Consider the following 17,381-nt stretch of genomic DNA (forward strand, 5'->3'; position numbering starts at 1 on the left):
TTCTATTCGTCAGACCGACTTAGCAGGCCTGACAACGACTGCGAGGGTTTGTCGACACGCTGGGCTGTCGTTAAAACGGCTGCTTCATCTTTTTCGCCGTACAGGAAGTCAAGTCGCCGATAATATCTTCTGCACGCTCATACGGCTGATCAATTTGCAACATCTTCCTCAGAACGGATGTAAACCCGGACGATAGGCAGAGTTCTTCTTCCCAGCTTTTTTCTTCCTCGCCGGACGGAGTAAACTCGGAGTACAGGAGAAACAATGCGAAATGTCCCAGCGCATAAAAGTCACTTTTGACGGAAACAGCACGCATCAGCCTTTTTTCCGGGTGCCGGTCATCAACACGTTCTCTTTCAGTCAGATGGCATGCTAGTCCGAAATCTATAATGCGGATCGTTCCTCCGCTCACAATCAAATTGGGAATCCTCAAATCGCGGTGAATAATCCCTCTCCTGTGAAGAAATGAAACGCTGTGAAGCACTTCCTTCAATATGCTGATCGTTTGCTGTTCATCAAAGACATGTCCATCATAAAAGAGCAAATCTTCAAAGGTTTTTCCTTCGATATATTCCATTACGATAAACCGCTCGCCGGCCGCTTGAAGCACCTCATATATACGGGGCGCGGCAGGCAGATCCAATTCCCGCAAAATTTCAGCCTCGCGGTTGAAAGACCTCCGGCCGGCTGATGTCCATGCTTTTGTCTTTCTCTGCTGCTTGATGACGCGGAAACCGGCTCTCCCAAGTTCTTCGGCAAGATATGTGATACCGTAGCTGCCCATCCCGAGCACACGGTTGATTCGATATCTCCCCTCCAAGACGGTTCCTTTTTTGAGCGGGCGGTCAAACAGCCATCTCATCAATGTTTTCACGCGATTTAGCTGCTGCCGAAAAATTTCTTATGCTTTCTTTTGTAATGGTGATGACCGTACCCTTTTCTTTTATAATCGCTGCTGCTGTATTTTTTGTATGATTTCCGTCCGTAGTCACTGCTGCTGTATCGTCGGTTTTTACCGTTTTGAAGTGCCTTCAATAGCTTACGAAGCAACTCAGTCAGCTCCTTTTATGTCTTGTATTTCATATCATTCGCGCAGGAAAGCTTGATAAAGGGGGCTCGAAAGTTTTTCTTCCATATGAGAAATTTAAATTTTGAACCTCTAAAACCTTCTAAACGAACCGGCAAAATTTTTAAAAAAGGCGATATGATAGACTAAAATTCAGCTTTTCAGGAGGAAAAACCTATTAATCTCCCCTTTATTTCTCAAATCATTTTTACGATAATAAAGTTGTATTTACTTCCGGCCCGCTGCGGCTGAGTGATTCAACTTATAAGAAAGCAGGACAACACGAATGGACAAAATTAAATCTTTGCTGATCACCTTGCTCGCCGTCGCCGTCGTGATCATCGGCATTATATCCGGCGATTTTTTCACTTCAGAACACCAGCCTTCAGGCCGGCAAAACGGCTCAGACTATGATGAAGTGCTGATTTTCCCGTCGGACCGCTATCCTGAAACAGGCGCGCACATTCGAAAGGCCATCAAGAAAGGGCATTCTAAAATCTGTACGATCGACAGGGACGGAGCCGACGAACGCCGAAAGGAATCGTTAAAAGATGTTCCTTCCAAATCGGGCTATGACCGCGACGAGTGGCCGATGGCCATGTGCGAAGAAGGCGGAACAGGTGCTTCCGTCGAGTATATCAGTCCTTCTGATAACCGTGGAGCAGGATCTTGGGTGGGCAATCAGGTAAGCGATTATCCGGACGGCACGAAAATACTTTTCAAGATTAAATAACACTGGAGGTACGTTCTTTGATCAAAAAGTGGGAAGCAGAAGAAATGACGATGTCATACCATCAGTTTACCGTTTATCAAAAAGGCGGAAAGCCGCCCATTATGGATTGGACAGACGAGGATATTAAAAGAGGCTACACAGCGGGAGAACACGCGGTCTCGTTTGAAGCTCTCGATAATACGGCATCATTAGTAGAAGTTCGTTTGAATGTCCAGGAACAGGTTCCCTCCTTTAACAGGCGCGTCACCGTTTCTTTCGACGTGCTTCATGGCGGGGTCGAAATTGCAAGCGTCCTATCCAAGAAATTGTCATGCGACATCCCGCAAGGCGTCTATCAGCTGACATGCTATACGATTATGCCTGATCAAAGCAGCACTGCGAAGATCACCTATATTCTCGATTTTAAACAGGCCTGATCAAAGAATAAAGGCGCCGGTGTCACCGGCGCCCTTCTCCTAAAGCTCTTCCCCGTTTGTCTGAATGACATTTTGGTACCAGTAAAAGCTGTCTTTTTTAATCCTCTTCAAGTCCTTTACATTCTCTTCATCACGATTAATATAAACGAAACCGTATCTTTTCTGGTAGCCGTTCAGCCAGCTCAATAAATCTGTAAAAGACCAGCTGCAGTAGCCGATTAAATCGACTCCGTCGTTTAAAGCCTGTCTGCACTGTTCAAGATGCGCACGCAAGTAGGCAATTCTGTAATCATCATGAATTGTGCCGTCATTTTCGACCTTATCGAATTCCCCAAGCCCGTTTTCCGTTATGAAAAGCGGAAGCCCGTAGCGGCTGGAAATCCTGCGAAGCCCGATTCTTAGACCGATCGGGTCAATGGCCCAATCCCAATTCGATGTCTCAAGATGAGGATTCCTCTTTGTTTTGTATAAACCGGGCATACCTGTTTCCTGGTTGCTGCCCTTTTGGCCGGTCGTATTCATCTTTCCTTCCGCTACTCCGTCTAGAGGATTCATTTCATATGTGATGGTTTGATAATAATTCACACCGACGAAATCAGGTTTTCCTTTTGCTAAAAGCTCCATATCCCCCTCCTCAATTGTCGGCGCCCAGCCTTTTTCCTTCAGATATTTCAAAGGAATGCCCGGATATGTTCCCCGGCAATACACATCAAGCCACCAATAATTTGTAAATTCCTCAGCATTTTCGAAAGCGAGGATATCATCCGGACGGCTGGAGAGCGGATATGCAGGCGAATAAGCAAAACTCGGTCCGATTTTTCCATCGGGAACATACCGGCGAAAAGAATCGATTGCCTTTGCATTCGCCAGAAATGCAATATGGTTAGCCTCATAGAAGCGTTTCCTGTCCTTCACACCCGGAGGATGCATCGCTGTGATAAAGGCATGATTAAAATTGTAATTTTGCTCGTTAAGGGACACCCAATATTTGACCCTGTCCCCATACCGCTTATAGAGCGTAACGCAATACGTATTGAAATCCTCTATAATCCTTCTGGATTCAAAGCCGCCGTATTCATCCATTAAAGCCTGGGGAAGATCCCAATGATAAAGCGTCAAAACGGGTTCAATATCATGAGCAAGGAGCTCATTAATCAAGTCATCGTAAAATCTCAAGCCCGCTTCATTGACTTCTCCCCTGCCTTGGGGAAAAATCCTCGGCCAGCTGACTGAAAAACGGTATGCTTTTAACCCCATCTCGGCCATTAAAGCAACATCTTCTTTAAAACGGTGGTAATGGTCGACCGCAATGTCTCCATTGCTTCCTTTAAACGTTTTGCCGGGAATCTTTGTGAACACATCCCAAACCGAGAGGCCTTTGCCGTCTTCCTTCCAGGCCCCTTCGATCTGATAGGCTGCTGAAGCTGATCCCCATAGGAAATGGTTTGGAAATGGGCGTAATTGCTGATGAATCATATGGCTCAACTCCTGTTTCGTATTTTGATCCGGATGCACTTTATCATATCCTATGAAACGCGTTTCAGATCAAACATCATCTAAAAACAGCTCCGCCAGAAGCTTTTCCCGGTGCTGAAGAAAATACTTGGTTAAGGTGTAATGATCCGTATCCTCATAGTTCACTTCAGTGATTCGTTCACCATCAAAACTGAAGATGTCGGCTTCCGGATACCCTAATAAAATGGGGGAGTGAGAGGCGATAATAAACTGAGCTTGGTTTGATTTCGTCAAATCATGAAGAATTTTCAAAAATGCCAGCTGTCTTGCCGGGGACAAAGCAGCTTCAGGCTCATCGAGAAGATAGATTCCCTTCTCTTTAAAACGATGTTTGAAAAGCGATAAAAAAGATTCACCGTGTGATTGCTCGTGAAGAGATCTGCCTCCGTAGCCTCGAAAACCGGTGATGTCTACTTCATCAATATGAGTGGCAAAATGATAAAAAGATTCGGCGCGCAGAAAAAAGCCGTTTGTTACTTTAGGAAGCCATGACAATCTGATATAGTCTCCCAAACCCGAACCGGAACCGTACACTTCATATGTATTATTTCTTCCCCCGCCAGCCGTGTTAAATTCGCATCTATCTGCGATTGCTTCAAGCAGCGTCGATTTGCCTGATCCGTTTTCCCCCACAAAAAATGTTACGTTTTTTTGAAACGTCAGTTCTTTTAAATGTTGAATAGCAGGAATTGAAAATGGATATTTTGCATAAGAAGGAACTTTTTCCCGAAGTAAAGTCAGCTTTTTTAAAAACATGCGAGCACCCCCTGCTTTGCTTTTACTCAACTGTATCACGTTTTCTTAGAGGATAACGAAAAAAGAGGTTTGCGCCTGAGCACAAACCTCTTGACTTAAATCGAAAATACTTCTTTTAAATGGGCGTCCAAATCAGCTAAATATTGATCTACTTGCGGATTGCTGATGACATCATGGACAGAGAATGTTTTTAAAGGCTTCATGCCGACGAATTCCTGCATTTTGTGCAAATGAAAGAGCGCTTCATCAAGGCTTTTACCTTCGAAGAATGTCCCCTCTTTGGAGAATACATCCTTGGGCGCGTTCCATGTGGTTGAAAACATATACTTTTTGTCTGTAAACAGCCCGCCTCTGCCGTAGTCTTCAGACCCTTGATAAAAAAGCCCGTACTCATAAATTTCATCAATATATTTTTTAAATAAAGCAGGAACACTGAACCAGTAAACAGGCGTCTGATAAATAACAGCATCAGCCCACTTGAATTTCTCGTGCTCCTCCGGGATTTGATAGCCGTCTGCCACCACTGTTTTTTTCACTTCATATTTTTCACCCAGCTTGTCCGCCATCGCTGTAAAAATAGTGTGATTTAGCTGTCCTCTTGCATGGGGATAGGCTTCATGTCCGTTGATGATTAAAATATTTTTCATCTTTTCTTATCCTCCTTGTGTTTCAATTTACCAATATCTTTATGATTCCATCTTTCACCTTAAAAAGTAAAGCAGGTTGCACAATCAATTATTTTATTTTTTCCCAATACTAATTATCTTATTGCCTAATCCCTACTTCAGTGCTATGGTTTACTTGACTAAAGGAATAGGAGGATTTTTTAAGTGAATAAATTGCATACGTATAAGCGCATTTCATTGTTGATAACGGTGTTAGCGCTCGCTCTTATAACAGCTGCATGCAGCACTACTCAAAATACGGCTGAAAATCAAAAAACAGCCTGGGATGAGATAAAGGAAAAAGGGAAGATCGTTGTGGCGACTTCGGGAACCCTTTATCCTACTTCATATCATGACACTGATTCCGGCAAAGACAAGCTGACCGGCTACGAAGTGGAAGTCATCCGTGAAGCGGCTAAACGGCTCGACCTGGATGTCGAATTTAAAGAAATGGGCTTTGACGGCATGCTGACGGCGGTGGGGAGCGGACAAGTGGACGCTGCTGCCAACGATATTACAATGACCGACGACCGCAAAGAAAAGTTTTTGTTCTCTACGCCTTATAAATATTCATTCGGAACGGCTATCGTCCGCAAAAAAGATCTATCAGGCATCCACACGCTTGAGGACTTAAAGGGAAAGAAAGCCGCTGGCGCAGCTACGACAGTTTACATGGATATCGCGCGCCAATACGGAGCTGAGGAAGTCATTTACGACAACGCAACAAATGACCAATTTTTAAAGGATGTAGCGAATGGAAGAACCGATGTCATCTTAAACGACTACTACCTTCAAAAACTCGCGCTCGCCGCAATGCCTGATCTGGATCTGACTATTCATCCCGATCTTAAATACTATCCGCATCAGCAAGGCATGATCATGAAAAAAGGAAACGCAGAACTAAAAAAACAATTCGACAAAACGATTGACGAAATGCTGAAGGACGGCACAATTAAAAAGATTTCGAAAAAGTTTTTCGGCGGTGCCGACGTTTCGAAAAAGCAGGATATCGACTTTGTCGATGTCGATATGAATAAATAGAGGGATGTCAATTGGGCTCTATTCAATGGGAGTATATTTTTAATGCAGAATTGGCTGCGAAATCGTTTCCTTATGTGATGCAAGGCATATGGAATACGCTTTTTATTTCATTTGCGAGCATGTTTGCCGGTTTAATTCTCGGTTTTTTCATCGCGCTTGGGCGCATGTCGGAGATCTCTTTGCTTCGTTGGCCGGCAAGAATCTATATTTCGTTTATGAGAGGCGTTCCGATCCTTGTCATTCTATTTATTCTTTATTTTGGTTTTCCTTATATCGGAATCCAATTTACGGCTTTGACTGCTGCCTTAATCGGCTTCAGCATGAACAGCGCCGCATACATTGCCGAGATTATCCGCTCGGCCCTGTCGTCCGTTGACAGAGGGCAGTGGGACGCTGCAAAATCGATCGGCTTTTCCTACTGGCAGACGATGCGCCACGTGATTGTCCCTCAATCGGTTAGAATTGCACTCCCGCCTCTTGCAAACGTAATGCTTGATCTCGTTAAAGCGTCTTCCCTCGCCGCCATGATCACCGTGCCTGAATTGTTTCAACAGGCAAAGATCGTCGGCGGACGGGAGTTCGACTATATGACGATGTATATTTTAGTTGCCTTGATTTACTGGGCCGTTTGCTCGGCGATCGCTTTGCTCCAGGATTTCCTGGAGAAGCGGACAGAGGTTTATATCAAAAAATAGCAAGAAGCTGCCGGGTGCTCCGGCGGCTTTCCATACTGTGAAACGGAGGCGGTATTATCCATATCCTCAGATCGACTTATTTTCACGCAGATCACCTTTATACGATCGACAGAAACAAATTAAGCTATCAAACCGATCCATCAGGCCATTTCCAAGCATCATACGTCTGCTGCAACCATACGAATGCCGAAGACCGCATCCATATATCCGTTTTCTTTGAAGGAAATGACCGGCTCTCGCAAACCTTTCCATCCATCGTTCCCGCTCATTCGTCCAAGGAAATCAAAATCAGGTTCCAGCATGTTCCTGCGGGCAGACACATCGTTTATATCATCACCCAGTCCTTCATGTTCGACCCAAAGGCTGAGCACGATTGCAAATGGAATCGGGATGCCGACGATGTAGCACCCTACTATTTTGAATTGATTTCACATGCCCCGCATTCTGACCGGCTCTCGACTCATCCTGCTTGCATTGAACCTGTTAACTGTCAAATGAACAGCGGCAGCCCATCTCAAACAAGATTGATTTACTTGTCTGACAAAGCAGGAAACCCGGTTGAAAAAAACGGCCGAGAAGATCTGTATATCTCTTTGGTCAACCAGGAAGCGCATCGTTTAAAGGGCTATTTATATTGCTTTGAAAACGGGGAATATCAAAAGTTCATGGTCAGTCAATCTAAAGCTCAAGCATTCTCCTATGAACTCGCTCCTGAAACCGTCCAGACTTATCCGATAAACTTAAAAATACTCGGGAGCCATTATTTCCGATTTCTGTCGACATCCATCCCGCCCGAGGGGCCATACAGAGACGTTCCTTTTCCGGCGAGGATGATTTATTACTCCAAGCTTTATACGTGACAGTCTCATACAGGGGGGGTATGCCGCTCCCTGATCGTTTCAGCCGCTTGTGCGGCAGCACAAGCGGCTTCTTATTCCATTCCCCTTCACCCGAATATCGCATGGATGAGAGCCTTTTGCAGCATTAAACACCCGCCCCATCCGCATACTCCAAACACAACAGAAATGACAACCGGAAATGATGCTTTTAAACTCAAAACCACGATCAAAAGGAGAACCGCCGTGGCGGGAAACCCCCATAGCACGCCTTTCGCGAATTGGCTTAAATGCTTTAAAGATTCCCCTTGTACACTAAACCAAAATAAACTCAGCAGACTGACAAGAGGCAATGCCGCAATCATTCCACCCATTTCAGGCGATTTTCGTGCAATTTCGGTTATAATGGCGATCAATATTGCAGAAACCCCGATTTTCACTATTAAAAACATGATTTTGCCTCCCGGCTCAACAAGGAAAATGCTGTTTTAATCATTTCGACTTCTTCCTCATTTAATTGCTCCAGCACCTTTTGCAGTTTTTTCGGATGAAGTCTCGTATGCCGTTTCACTGCTTCTTCACCTTCAGGCGTTAACGTGACGTAGACTTTGCGTTCATCGCTGCTGTCCCGGTTTTTCTGTACAAGTCCTTTTTGTATCAGTCTTTTCACATGTTCTGATGCCGTATTATGAGAGACATCCAATAATTTTGCTAAATGGCCAATGGTCACCAAGCGGTTTTTTTCGATATGCTGAAGCATTCTAACCGCGTGGTGAGACAAATGATCATCATGCTTTGTGTGCAGATGGTAGTAAATATCCGTCCAGTCCTGATTCATCATTTCTATGATTTTCTCTGTATTCATTTTCATCACCCTCTCTAATTATATCTTATAATACGATATATTCTTAAATCAAGACATAAAAAAACCCGGCTTCACCGGGTGTTCACTTTTATTCATTTCAGGTGCTTTCTCAAAAACGCCAGCTTTTCGGTTTGGAACGGCGGGATGTATTCGTGTCCAAAATAGCGGTACACTTTTATTTCTTTATCCGTTTTCAAGTGATTGTAAGCCGCAAAGACGGTGGATGGCGGTGTGATGGTGTCAACCAGTCCGATCGACATGAGAACGGGCGCTTTGACCGCTTGAGCAAGGTTCATGATATCAAAATAAGACAGGGTCCGCATGGCCGCCTGTTCAATATTCGGGCTGGTGTTTCTTCTGAAAAAGGAGTTGATTTCGAGATAAGGCTGGTCGATCGCTATATCGATCGCTCGTTGAAAATTGCTTAAATAAGGGTATTCGGACACGGCTGCTTTTGGAATATCGGACAGCGCCGAAACCGCGACAGCCAGCCCGCCTCCTTGGCTTGCCCCGATCACTCCGATCCGCTTTTCATCGACTTCAGCAAAACCTTTGACCACTTCGACTGCTCGTACGGCATCTAAATAGACCCCTCTGTAGTAATATGTTTTCGGATCGAGGATTCCTTTTGTCATCCAGCCGGGTACATGTCCGTGTTGAGAGGTCTCTGTATCTTCACTGCTGCTCTGCCCGCGGACCAGCATACCGAATGCCGCATAACCGTGAAGAGCCCAATTGACAATATCATGAATGTCTCCGTCATAGCTGGCGTTATAGCCGTGATATTTGACGATCGCAGGATGCGGCCCTTGGCGGTCGGGTACTGCATACCAGCCTTTGATTCGCGCTCCCCCGGTGCTTCTGTATGTAAGCCAGTAGACTTTTACCCCGTCAGCCGGATATTCATGCGGTTCAAGCTCAGGCTCCGCTTTTATATTTGACAATTCCTCCAATGAACCCTTCCAGAACTCTTCAAAATCAGCCGGTGCCGTCCGTTCCGGTTTATACTGGTAAAGCTGTTCTAGCGGCATATCATAAGGCTGCTGCATCTTGTCTTTCCCCTCTTCTTTTCATTTTTTGAATATTCTTATCATAACATTCCCCTTCAAGGCTGTGTATGGATTTTATATGTATTGATTCTGTCACTTCTGCTCCTCCCATTATCTGACCCCGCCGCACAAAACCGCTTTTTCAATTTATGTTATAATGCTAGATTGAAACTAAAAATATGCATTTGCGCGGAGGTTTTTTTGTGGCTTCACAATCCTTTCTGCAGCTGAACTCAATATTTATCAGTATATTAATAGAAGCGATTCCGTTCGTTTTGATCGGGGTTTTTATATCAGGTTTGATTCAAATGTTTGTGACGGAGGAGATGATGGCGAAAATCATCCCGCAAAACCGATTTCTCGCCGTTTTGTCAGGGACATTTGCCGGGGTATTGTTTCCGGCTTGCGAGTGCGGCATCGTTCCGATTGCCCGCAGGCTGCTTTTAAAGGGCGTACCGCTTCACGCAGCGGTCGCCTTCATGCTGACGGCCCCGATCATCAATCCGATTGTGTTATTCTCGACATTCATCGCTTTCGGGAACAAATGGGATGTTGTGTTCTATCGCGGCGGGTTGGCGATTGCGGTGTCTCTCATTGCCGGGCTGATCATCTCTTATCAATTTAAAGGGAATCAGCTGATCGAGAACGGGACACGCGGCCATCACCACCATGCCCATGTGAACCAGTCTTTCCTGCAAAAGCTCGGCGGGACGCTCCGCCATGCAGTTGACGAGTTTTTCTCAGTCGGAAAATATTTGATCATCGGCGCATTTGTCGCAGCGGCAATGCAGACGTATATTAAAACATCTACCCTTTTGGCGATCGGGCAGAATGATGTATCTTCCTCCCTTGTTATGATGGGGCTGTCATTTGTGCTGTCCCTTTGTTCAGAGGTCGACGCTTTTATTGCTTCTTCTTTCAGCAGCACGTTTTCACTCGGCTCACTTATCGCCTTTCTTGTATTCGGGGCGATGGTGGACATCAAAAATCTGCTGATGATGCTCGGCATCTTTAAAAAACGCTTTGTGTTTGTCTTAATCGCCTACATCGCCGTTATTGTCTTAGCCGGATCACTGTTGGTAAAGGGGTGAGAACATGTTTCGCACATTCATTTTAATGTTGTTTACGTTTTTCTTTTTTCATCTTCATGCATCCGGCAATCTGACAAAATATATTAATATGAAATATGCTTACCTTTCATACATCGCTATTTTTCTTCTGGCCATTTTGACAGCGGTGCAATTCTACATTTATATGAAAGGCTCAGACGAAAAAGGATGTGACCGCGACTGCGGATGCGGCCATGATCACGATCATGAAAAAGATAAGCCTTTTCTGAAAAGGATGTTCATTTATTTCGTGTTCATCTTCCCTTTATGCACCGGACTTTTTCTGCCGGCAGCGACGCTTGATTCCAATATCGTCAAGTCGAAGGGCTTCTCGTTCAAAGCGATCGAACAGCCGGAGCATTATGCCCAAACCCAGTACCTGCGCCCTGATACAAGCATCTACTACGGCGAGGAAGGGTACGATGAATTGATGAATAAAGCGCTGAAAAATTATAAAGGAAAACAGCATATTTCATTAAAAGACGATGATTTTTTGAAGGGCATGGAAACGATCTATCAATATCCGGGAGAATTCCTTGACCGAACGATCGAATTCGACGGTTTTGCCTTTAAAGGGGAAGCGATCAATGATAAACAGCTGTTTGTTCTCCGCTTCGGAATCATTCATTGCATCGCCGACTCGGGAGTCTACGGTATGCTGGTCGAATTCCCTGAACATACGAATATTAAAGACGATCAGTGGCTCCATGTAAAAGGAACGCTGTCTAACGAATACTATCAGCCTTTCAAATCTACGATTCCCGTGATGAAGGTGAAGGATTGGTCTCCTATAAAAGAGCCGAAAGATCCTTACGTTTATCGGACATATTAAAAGCCGGCACTTCATGCACCGGCTTTTCTTTTTCTGTTTACGATTTGTAGCCTGCTTTCTTCATCAGCATTAAATCGATAAACAATTGACATCTAGTATTAAAATCATTGAGATCGATCGATGTCATTTCTAATATTTGTTTGATACGGTAGTTGAGCGTGTTTTGGTGGATAAACAGCTGTTCTGCGGATGGCTTGACCTTGCAGTTGTTGACGAGATAAATTTCAAGCGTTCTCAAAAATTCGGTGTGGCTTTCTTTATCTTTTTCTTTCAGCAGCTGAAGGTCCGGGTTTACATATTGCAGATGATCGTTTTTTGCGGCGATTTGGTCAAGATACCTGAAAAGCCCGAGCTTTTGGTATTCATAGGGAATGTGTTCCTGGCTTCCCGTGATTTCCGCTGCTTTCGTCACTTGGAGTGCCTCTCTGTAGCTTCTGCCAAGGGACAGCGGGCTGCTGTACTCATTGCCGACCCCGATTAAAATAAGAGGCAGCATTTGCGAGCGCAAATGGGTCAACAGACGGTTGATCAGTTCTGAGGCCGCAGCCAGCGCGGAACGCTTGCGCGACACACTGCCGACAATGATGGCGATATTTGAATGATCCTCCAATACGTGACTGATATTATCTTTCAGGTTTAAATAAGACCGGATCGTTTCCTTCAGATCCTCGAGCAGTTCATCCTCCCCGTCAACGACTTGAAGCACCATGACGGTAAACACGGCCGGCAGGACAACGCTCGCCTTATCGGCGGCTGCTTTCAGCTCTTTTTCCGTTTGAAACTGATCGTTAATTGCCTTTTTGTAAAGCTCTTCCGCCTGTTCTTCTTTTTCTTGTTTGAGGCGTTTTTTCTTATAAATGATCTTCCCGACATGAAAGGATGTTTTGTATAAGAAATCAAGCTCTTCATCAGACAGGTCGTCTTCAATCTCCTGCACCCAGATATAGCCCATAATTTCGTCTTTATACTTGGCGCTGACGACAACCCGCTGGTTTAACCCGATTTCTTCAATCTGTTTTACCCTAAAAGGAGTCGGAATCGTTTTCAATTGATCAATAATGCCTTCTTCGACGAACTTTTCAAAGATCGGCAGCGGACATTTTTTGGAGAAAATCGTTTGCTGGTTTGCTGCATCAAAATGGTTAATATAATAGGAGTTATAAGCTAATAAGAAAAAATCTGCGCTTTCCAGTATGACCGGCTTTTTCAGCTCGCCGCTGATAAAGTCAATGATCTCATTAATGTTTGAAAGAGAAACAACTTGTTCTAATAGCTCTTCCATATCCTTTCTCCTACTCGTTTTTAACTTAATCATACTTCTCCTTTACACTCTTGTATAGACTTATATGCGACTTTTAAAAAAATGGGATCAATCCCCTGTTAGAAGGGGGGAGAAGGCCTATAAAAAGAGAGACGGAGAATGGTTCCCCATCTCCATCATCGTTGCAGTGTTTGTTTGTATTGCTCGAATTCATCAAGCACCTGCTGCTCCGGTTTTGATGTCAATAGACTGACGACAAACACAAACAGCAAGCTGGCGGCAAAGCCCGGAATCATTTCATAAAGAACATCGGAAAGTCCGGCTTCCGCCCAAATGATAACGGTAACTGCTCCGGCAACCATTCCGGCAAGCGCCCCCCATTTTGTCATCCTCTTCCAAAACAAACTTAAGATGATCACTGGGCCGAACGACGCGCCGAAACCCGCCCAAGCATAGCTGACAAGACCGAGAATCGTATTGTTTTTTGTCCAGGCGAGACAGAGTCCGACAATGGAAACCGCCAGAACCGAAAGCCGTCCGAAAAAGACGAGTTCTTTGTCAGATGCAGAGCGTTTAAATAGCGTTTTGTATAAATCTTCAGTTAGAGAACTTGATGTAACTAGCAGCTGGGAGGAAATTGTACTCATAACCGCTGCTAAAATCGCCGAGATTAAAAAGCCTGTGATCAGAGGGTGAAACAGGATGTTCCCCAATTGAATGAAGATCGTTTCCGGATCATCCAAGTGAAGCCCATTCTTCGAGTAATACGCAATACCGAGCAATCCGGTCAGCAGTGCGCCCGCACTTGAAAAGATCATCCAACCCATGCCGATCCGGCGCGCTTTCTTCGTTTCCTTGACAGAGGATATCGCCATAAAGCGCACGATAATGTGAGGCTGTCCAAAGTAGCCGAGGCCCCATGCGAACAAGGAGATGATGCCAAGGACACTCGTTCCTTTAAAAATATTGAGGAGGTTAGGATCGATCGACTGGATTTCGCTGAAGGCTTCTCCAGGTCCTCCCGTCTGAATGACCGTCACAATCGGAACAAGAACTAACGCGACAAACATAATGATACCTTGGACAAAGTCCGTCCAGCTGACTGCCAAAAACCCGCCGAAAAGCGTGTAAGCCACGACGACGCCCGAAATGAGCCACAGCCCTGTATGGTAATCCAAATTAAACATGCTGTTAAATAAAACGCCCCCGGAAACCATTCCTGATGATACATAAAACGTAAAAAAGGTAATAATGACGACTCCGGAAAATATTCGCAGGATCTTTGATTTGTCATGAAAGCGGTTTTCTAAAAATGCAGGGATGGTGATCGAATTGCCTGCTACCTCGGTGTATGACCTTAAGCGCGGCGCCACAAAAATCCAGTTCGCCCATGCACCGAGTACAAGGCCGATGACAATCCATGAACCGCTCAGGCCTGTTGCAAACATGGCGCCCGGCAGCCCCATCAAAAGCCAGCCGCTCATGTCTGATGCGCCGGCGCTGAGCGCCGTGACAGCAGGCCCGAGCGTCCGTCCGCCAAGCATATAGTCTGAGAGGTTTGCTGTCCGTTTGTAAGCGTAATACCCAATATAAAGCATCCCTACCATGTAAATCACGATGGAAATGATCAATTGTACGTTCTGAATAAGAATCTCCCCCCAAGTTGCCGTTTATCTAAATTTTTAGACTAATTTCTCTTTTTTTGAAGGCAGCCTATGAAAGGCTGCCTTCGTCCCCCTGTTTAACCCCTTTTCTTACACCTTAAAACGTTTCACTGATCGTTTTCGCCTGCATGTGAAGCGCAAGATAATCAGGGCCGCCCGCTTTAGAATCAGTTCCCGACATTTTGAAACCGCCAAACGGATGGTAGCCGACGATCGCCCCTGTACAGTTGCGGTTGAAATACAGATTTCCGACATGGAATTCTTGTTTTGCTCTGTTGATATGGTCGCGGTTTTTAGTAATGACCGCGCCTGTCAGGCCGTATTCGGTGTTGTTGGCAACTTCCAGCGCCTCATCAAAGCTGCTGACTTTTGAGAAAGCAACAACAGGTCCGAAAATTTCTTCCTGCATTAACCGGGCTTTCGGATCCAGATCGGCAAAGATCGTCGGATCGATGAAGTAGCCTTTTGAATCATCGCCTTTTCCTCCGCTGACTAAGCGGCCTTCTTCTTTTCCGATTTCGATATAGTCCATGATTTTATTATACGATGCCTGGTCGATGACAGGTCCCATATAAACGTCCGCGCTGTCAGGCTCTCCGACTTTCTTGGACTCCGTAATTTCGATTACGCGCTTCAATACTTCGTCATATACCTTTTCATGCACGACAGCCCGTGAACCTGCTGAACATTTTTGGCCTGCAAAGCCGAAGGCAGATGTGAAAATTGATTGTGCAGCCAATTCAATGTCACAATCCTCATCAACGACGACCGTATCTTTTCCGCCCATTTCAGCAATCACTTGTTTTAAGTGTGTCTGACCAGGCTGAACCTTCGCTGCGCGCTCAAAAATGCGCGTTCCGACTTCCCTTGAACCTGTAAACGTAATGATGCTTGTTTTCGGATGATCCACCAGGTAATCCCCGACTTCAGCTCCGCTTCCAGGGACGAAGTTAACTACTCCTTTTGGAAGTCCGCTTTCTTCAAGCACTTCAACGAACTTGGCAGCAATGACAGGCGCTGCGCTTGCAGGCTTCAGAACAACCGTGTTTCCTGTCACGATCGGCGCAACCGTCGTTCCGGCCATGATCGCGAAGAGGAAGTTCCAAGGCGGAATAACAACCGTTACACCAGTCGGTGTGTACACATATTGATTTCGTTCGCCTTCACGGCTGTTAACCGGCTTTCCTTTCGCAAGCTCAATCATTTGCCGCGCATAGTATTCCATAAAATCGATCGCTTCTGCCGTATCCGCATCCGCTTCATTCCAAGGTTTACCTGCTTCTTTGACTAGAAGCGCAGAAAACTCATGCTTTTTGCGGCGCACATTGGCAGCCGCGCGGAATAAAACAGCCGCTCTTTCTTCAGGATCTGTGTATCTCCAAGTTTCAAACGCTTTCGCAGCCGCCTGGATGGCCTTTTCCGCATGATCCTGAGTAGCCTTGGATACCGTGCCTACAACTTCTTCTTTGTTTGCAGGATTGATCGATACGATCTTGTCTTCCGTTTCATACCTTTCTCCATCGATAACAAGAGGATAGGACTGACCCAGCCATTCGTTATTTACCGTTTCCAGAGCTTTTTCGAATGCCTTCCGGTTTTCTTCGATCCCGAAATTTGTAAATGGTTCGTGTTTGTAAGGTGTTGTCATGCTAATCTCCCCTTTTTATCGTTTTATTTCTTCGTCATGCCTTTAAACGCAAAAGCGATGTTGGCAGGCCGTTCGGCAAGCCGTCTCATAAAGTATCCGTACCAGTCGTCTCCGTAAGGAAGATACACACGCATATTGTAGCCTTCCTTCACCAATTCCACCTGAGTTTTGCTGCGCATCCCGTACAGCATTTGAAATTCGAAGCGGTCTTTGCCGATTTGATGCTCTTTCGCAATTTCTTTGGTGTAATCAATCATCTTGTCGTCATGAGTTGCGATGGCTGTGTAATGGCCGCTCAGCAGCTGCTTTTTAATGAGCTTTTTGTAATTCTCATCCACATCTTTTTTGTCAGGAAACGCCACTTGCGGCGATTCTTTATAAGCTCCCTTCACAAGTCGGAAAAACGGATTATACGGATTAAGCTCCTCCAAATCCTGTTCGGTCCGGTACAAGTAAGCCTGCAGGACCGTGCTGACATACTCGTATTTCTGCCTGAACTCCTTAAAGAGGTCAAGCGTCTTTTGGCAGCGTACTTCATCTTCCATATCGATTGTGACCATCACTTTGTGCTGTTCGGCACATTCCAGAATGCTGGTCATATTATCCCTGACAAGGTCAAGGTCAATATCGAGCCCCAGTGACGTCATCTTTAATGAAACATGTGAATTAAGCTGTTCCTGAGCAATCAGCTGAATGGCCCGAATGCATTCCTGCGTGCGTTCCCTTGCGACTTCCCTGCTGTCTACAAATTCGCCCAAATGATCAACTGTGACAGTCAATCCTTGTTCGTTCAGCCCCTTAATAATCGGAATTGAAGCTTCAAAATCTTTTCCTCCGATAATTTTTCCGGTCGCGACGGAACTCCCCCAATTTCTCGCCAGGCGATTCAGGATGCTGCTTTTAGATAAGAATAGGAAAAAGTCTCTTGTTATCACTTCCATTATCACACCCCGCCATCTCATGAAATATTTCTTTATATTCTTAATTTTATAAGAGCAAAGGGTCGATTCACAATATTTCGAAAAAACAAAAAAGCTGACGATTTTTGTGGTTTTTCCACAATGTTTTACATCTGCTGGGATTTTTTCAGAAACTTTCTTCCTAAAACTTGGATGGTATACGACAATAGAATCAGGAAGAAACTTCGGTAAAGAACAGGATGCGTTTTCGGCGAACCCGTTTTTGCGAATGCCCTTTCTGCCGTTCCGCGCCGCTTTATTTGAAAACGCT

The 17,381-nt window shown here is 45.2% G+C and carries 20 protein-coding genes; 7 read left to right on the forward strand and 13 right to left on the reverse strand.

The window, feature by feature from the left end:
• Window positions 1-70 precede the first annotated feature (70 nt).
• The gene (locus M1D90_RS20155; protein WP_095292852.1) at window positions 71-874 is read right to left on the reverse strand and encodes a serine/threonine protein kinase; all 804 of its coding nucleotides are present in this window, start codon (window positions 872-874) and stop codon (window positions 71-73) included.
• A gap of 5 nt (window positions 875-879) precedes the next feature.
• Window positions 880-1,050, reverse strand: a complete 171-nt coding sequence (locus M1D90_RS20160; protein WP_023855671.1) for a hypothetical protein — start codon at window positions 1,048-1,050, stop codon at window positions 880-882.
• Window positions 1,051-1,352: 302 nt separating this feature from the next.
• Here M1D90_RS20160 and M1D90_RS20165 point away from each other — a divergent pair, with 302 nt between their 5' ends.
• Window positions 1,353-1,799 (forward strand): NucA/NucB deoxyribonuclease domain-containing protein, encoded by a 447-nt coding sequence (locus M1D90_RS20165; protein WP_020450096.1) that lies wholly within the window; start codon window positions 1,353-1,355, stop codon window positions 1,797-1,799.
• A gap of 17 nt (window positions 1,800-1,816) precedes the next feature.
• Window positions 1,817-2,215, forward strand: coding sequence for a competence protein ComJ (locus M1D90_RS20170; RefSeq protein WP_316072836.1), 399 nt, complete (start codon window positions 1,817-1,819; stop codon window positions 2,213-2,215).
• 39 nt (window positions 2,216-2,254) lie between these two features.
• On the opposite strand, the gene M1D90_RS20175 is transcribed toward M1D90_RS20170, so the two are convergent.
• From M1D90_RS20175 to M1D90_RS20185, 3 genes are all read right to left on the reverse strand, one after another.
• On the reverse strand, window positions 2,255-3,691 hold the full coding sequence (locus M1D90_RS20175; protein ID WP_020450094.1) for a glycoside hydrolase family 1 protein: 1,437 nt from the start codon (window positions 3,689-3,691) through the stop codon (window positions 2,255-2,257).
• 69 nt (window positions 3,692-3,760) lie between these two features.
• Window positions 3,761-4,486 carry an AAA family ATPase gene (locus M1D90_RS20180; protein ID WP_456283011.1) on the reverse strand — a complete coding sequence of 242 codons (726 nt, stop codon included), beginning with the start codon at window positions 4,484-4,486 and terminating at the stop codon, window positions 3,761-3,763.
• A 95-nt stretch (window positions 4,487-4,581) separates the two neighbouring features.
• Window positions 4,582-5,133 (reverse strand): NAD(P)H-dependent oxidoreductase, encoded by a 552-nt coding sequence (locus M1D90_RS20185; RefSeq protein WP_039073173.1) that lies wholly within the window; start codon window positions 5,131-5,133, stop codon window positions 4,582-4,584.
• Between the two features lie 183 nt (window positions 5,134-5,316).
• Here M1D90_RS20185 and M1D90_RS20190 point away from each other — a divergent pair, with 183 nt between their 5' ends.
• Together M1D90_RS20190 and M1D90_RS20195 are read left to right on the forward strand one after the other, a co-directional pair.
• Window positions 5,317-6,192, forward strand: coding sequence for a transporter substrate-binding domain-containing protein (locus M1D90_RS20190; protein WP_456283012.1), 876 nt, complete (start codon window positions 5,317-5,319; stop codon window positions 6,190-6,192).
• 11 nt (window positions 6,193-6,203) lie between these two features.
• Window positions 6,204-6,887: an amino acid ABC transporter permease gene (locus tag M1D90_RS20195; protein WP_105979339.1), complete on the forward strand. Its 684-nt coding sequence runs from the start codon at window positions 6,204-6,206 to the stop codon at window positions 6,885-6,887.
• A gap of 158 nt (window positions 6,888-7,045) precedes the next feature.
• On the opposite strand, the gene M1D90_RS20200 is transcribed toward M1D90_RS20195, so the two are convergent.
• Window positions 7,046-7,207 carry a hypothetical protein gene (locus M1D90_RS20200; protein WP_456283013.1) on the reverse strand — a complete coding sequence of 54 codons (162 nt, stop codon included), beginning with the start codon at window positions 7,205-7,207 and terminating at the stop codon, window positions 7,046-7,048.
• Window positions 7,208-7,420: 213 nt separating this feature from the next.
• On the opposite strand from M1D90_RS20200, the gene M1D90_RS20205 reads away from it, so the two are divergent.
• Window positions 7,421-7,747, forward strand: coding sequence for a hypothetical protein (locus M1D90_RS20205; protein ID WP_229105605.1), 327 nt, complete (start codon window positions 7,421-7,423; stop codon window positions 7,745-7,747).
• An 86-nt stretch (window positions 7,748-7,833) separates the two neighbouring features.
• On the opposite strand, the gene M1D90_RS20210 is transcribed toward M1D90_RS20205, so the two are convergent.
• The 3 genes from M1D90_RS20210 to M1D90_RS20220 form a co-directional block, all read right to left on the reverse strand.
• A complete protein-coding gene (locus M1D90_RS20210; protein ID WP_456283014.1) occupies window positions 7,834-8,175 on the reverse strand; it encodes a DUF3147 family protein in 342 nt (113 codons plus the stop codon).
• Window positions 8,166-8,594, reverse strand: a complete 429-nt coding sequence (locus M1D90_RS20215) for a MarR family winged helix-turn-helix transcriptional regulator (RefSeq protein ID WP_025810789.1) — start codon at window positions 8,592-8,594, stop codon at window positions 8,166-8,168. The genes M1D90_RS20210 and M1D90_RS20215 overlap by 10 nt, the downstream gene beginning before the upstream one ends.
• Window positions 8,595-8,680: 86 nt before the next feature.
• Window positions 8,681-9,637 carry an acetylxylan esterase gene (locus M1D90_RS20220; RefSeq protein WP_026580505.1) on the reverse strand — a complete coding sequence of 319 codons (957 nt, stop codon included), beginning with the start codon at window positions 9,635-9,637 and terminating at the stop codon, window positions 8,681-8,683.
• A 179-nt stretch (window positions 9,638-9,816) separates the two neighbouring features.
• Between M1D90_RS20220 and M1D90_RS20225 the strand changes: the two genes are divergently transcribed.
• Complete coding sequence (locus tag M1D90_RS20225; protein ID WP_050820827.1) at window positions 9,817-10,728, forward strand: permease; 912 nt, start codon at window positions 9,817-9,819, stop codon at window positions 10,726-10,728.
• Between the two features lie 4 nt (window positions 10,729-10,732).
• The gene (locus M1D90_RS20230; protein ID WP_035337281.1) at window positions 10,733-11,578 is read left to right on the forward strand and encodes a TIGR03943 family putative permease subunit; all 846 of its coding nucleotides are present in this window, start codon (window positions 10,733-10,735) and stop codon (window positions 11,576-11,578) included.
• A 37-nt stretch (window positions 11,579-11,615) separates the two neighbouring features.
• On the opposite strand, the gene M1D90_RS20235 is transcribed toward M1D90_RS20230, so the two are convergent.
• The 4 genes from M1D90_RS20235 to M1D90_RS20250 form a co-directional block, all read right to left on the reverse strand.
• Window positions 11,616-12,860 carry a PucR family transcriptional regulator gene (locus M1D90_RS20235; protein WP_456283015.1) on the reverse strand — a complete coding sequence of 415 codons (1,245 nt, stop codon included), beginning with the start codon at window positions 12,858-12,860 and terminating at the stop codon, window positions 11,616-11,618.
• 155 nt (window positions 12,861-13,015) lie between these two features.
• Window positions 13,016-14,437 carry a sodium/proline symporter PutP gene (gene putP, locus M1D90_RS20240; RefSeq protein ID WP_229029969.1) on the reverse strand — a complete coding sequence of 474 codons (1,422 nt, stop codon included), beginning with the start codon at window positions 14,435-14,437 and terminating at the stop codon, window positions 13,016-13,018.
• A gap of 163 nt (window positions 14,438-14,600) precedes the next feature.
• Window positions 14,601-16,151 (reverse strand): L-glutamate gamma-semialdehyde dehydrogenase, encoded by a 1,551-nt coding sequence (pruA, locus tag M1D90_RS20245; RefSeq protein ID WP_023855681.1) that lies wholly within the window; start codon window positions 16,149-16,151, stop codon window positions 14,601-14,603.
• A gap of 23 nt (window positions 16,152-16,174) precedes the next feature.
• Window positions 16,175-17,086 (reverse strand): proline dehydrogenase family protein, encoded by a 912-nt coding sequence (locus M1D90_RS20250; RefSeq protein ID WP_171866290.1) that lies wholly within the window; start codon window positions 17,084-17,086, stop codon window positions 16,175-16,177.
• Window positions 17,087-17,381: the final 295 nt, after the last annotated feature.

The sequence above is a fragment of the Bacillus sp. JZ34 genome, from assembly GCF_053903205.1.

Coding starts and splice junctions, on each gene's coding strand:
- M1D90_RS20180 (WP_456283011.1), bottom strand. CDS start 4,486: ATGTTTTTAAAAAAGCTGACTTTACTTCGGGAAAAAGTTCCTTCTTAT.
- M1D90_RS20210 (WP_456283014.1), bottom strand. CDS start 8,175: ATGTTTTTAATAGTGAAAATCGGGGTTTCTGCAATATTGATCGCCATT.
- M1D90_RS20220 (WP_026580505.1), bottom strand. CDS start 9,637: ATGCAGCAGCCTTATGATATGCCGCTAGAACAGCTTTACCAGTATAAA.
- M1D90_RS20235 (WP_456283015.1), bottom strand. CDS start 12,860: ATGGAAGAGCTATTAGAACAAGTTGTTTCTCTTTCAAACATTAATGAG.
- putP (WP_229029969.1), bottom strand. CDS start 14,437: ATGCTTTATATTGGGTATTACGCTTACAAACGGACAGCAAACCTCTCA.
- M1D90_RS20175 (WP_020450094.1), bottom strand. CDS start 3,691: ATGATTCATCAGCAATTACGCCCATTTCCAAACCATTTCCTATGGGGA.
- M1D90_RS20230 (WP_035337281.1), top strand. CDS start 10,733: ATGTTTCGCACATTCATTTTAATGTTGTTTACGTTTTTCTTTTTTCAT.
- M1D90_RS20215 (WP_025810789.1), bottom strand. CDS start 8,594: ATGAAAATGAATACAGAGAAAATCATAGAAATGATGAATCAGGACTGG.
- M1D90_RS20225 (WP_050820827.1), top strand. CDS start 9,817: ATGCATTTGCGCGGAGGTTTTTTTGTGGCTTCACAATCCTTTCTGCAG.
- pruA (WP_023855681.1), bottom strand. CDS start 16,151: ATGACAACACCTTACAAACACGAACCATTTACAAATTTCGGGATCGAA.
- M1D90_RS20165 (WP_020450096.1), top strand. CDS start 1,353: ATGGACAAAATTAAATCTTTGCTGATCACCTTGCTCGCCGTCGCCGTC.
- M1D90_RS20185 (WP_039073173.1), bottom strand. CDS start 5,133: ATGAAAAATATTTTAATCATCAACGGACATGAAGCCTATCCCCATGCA.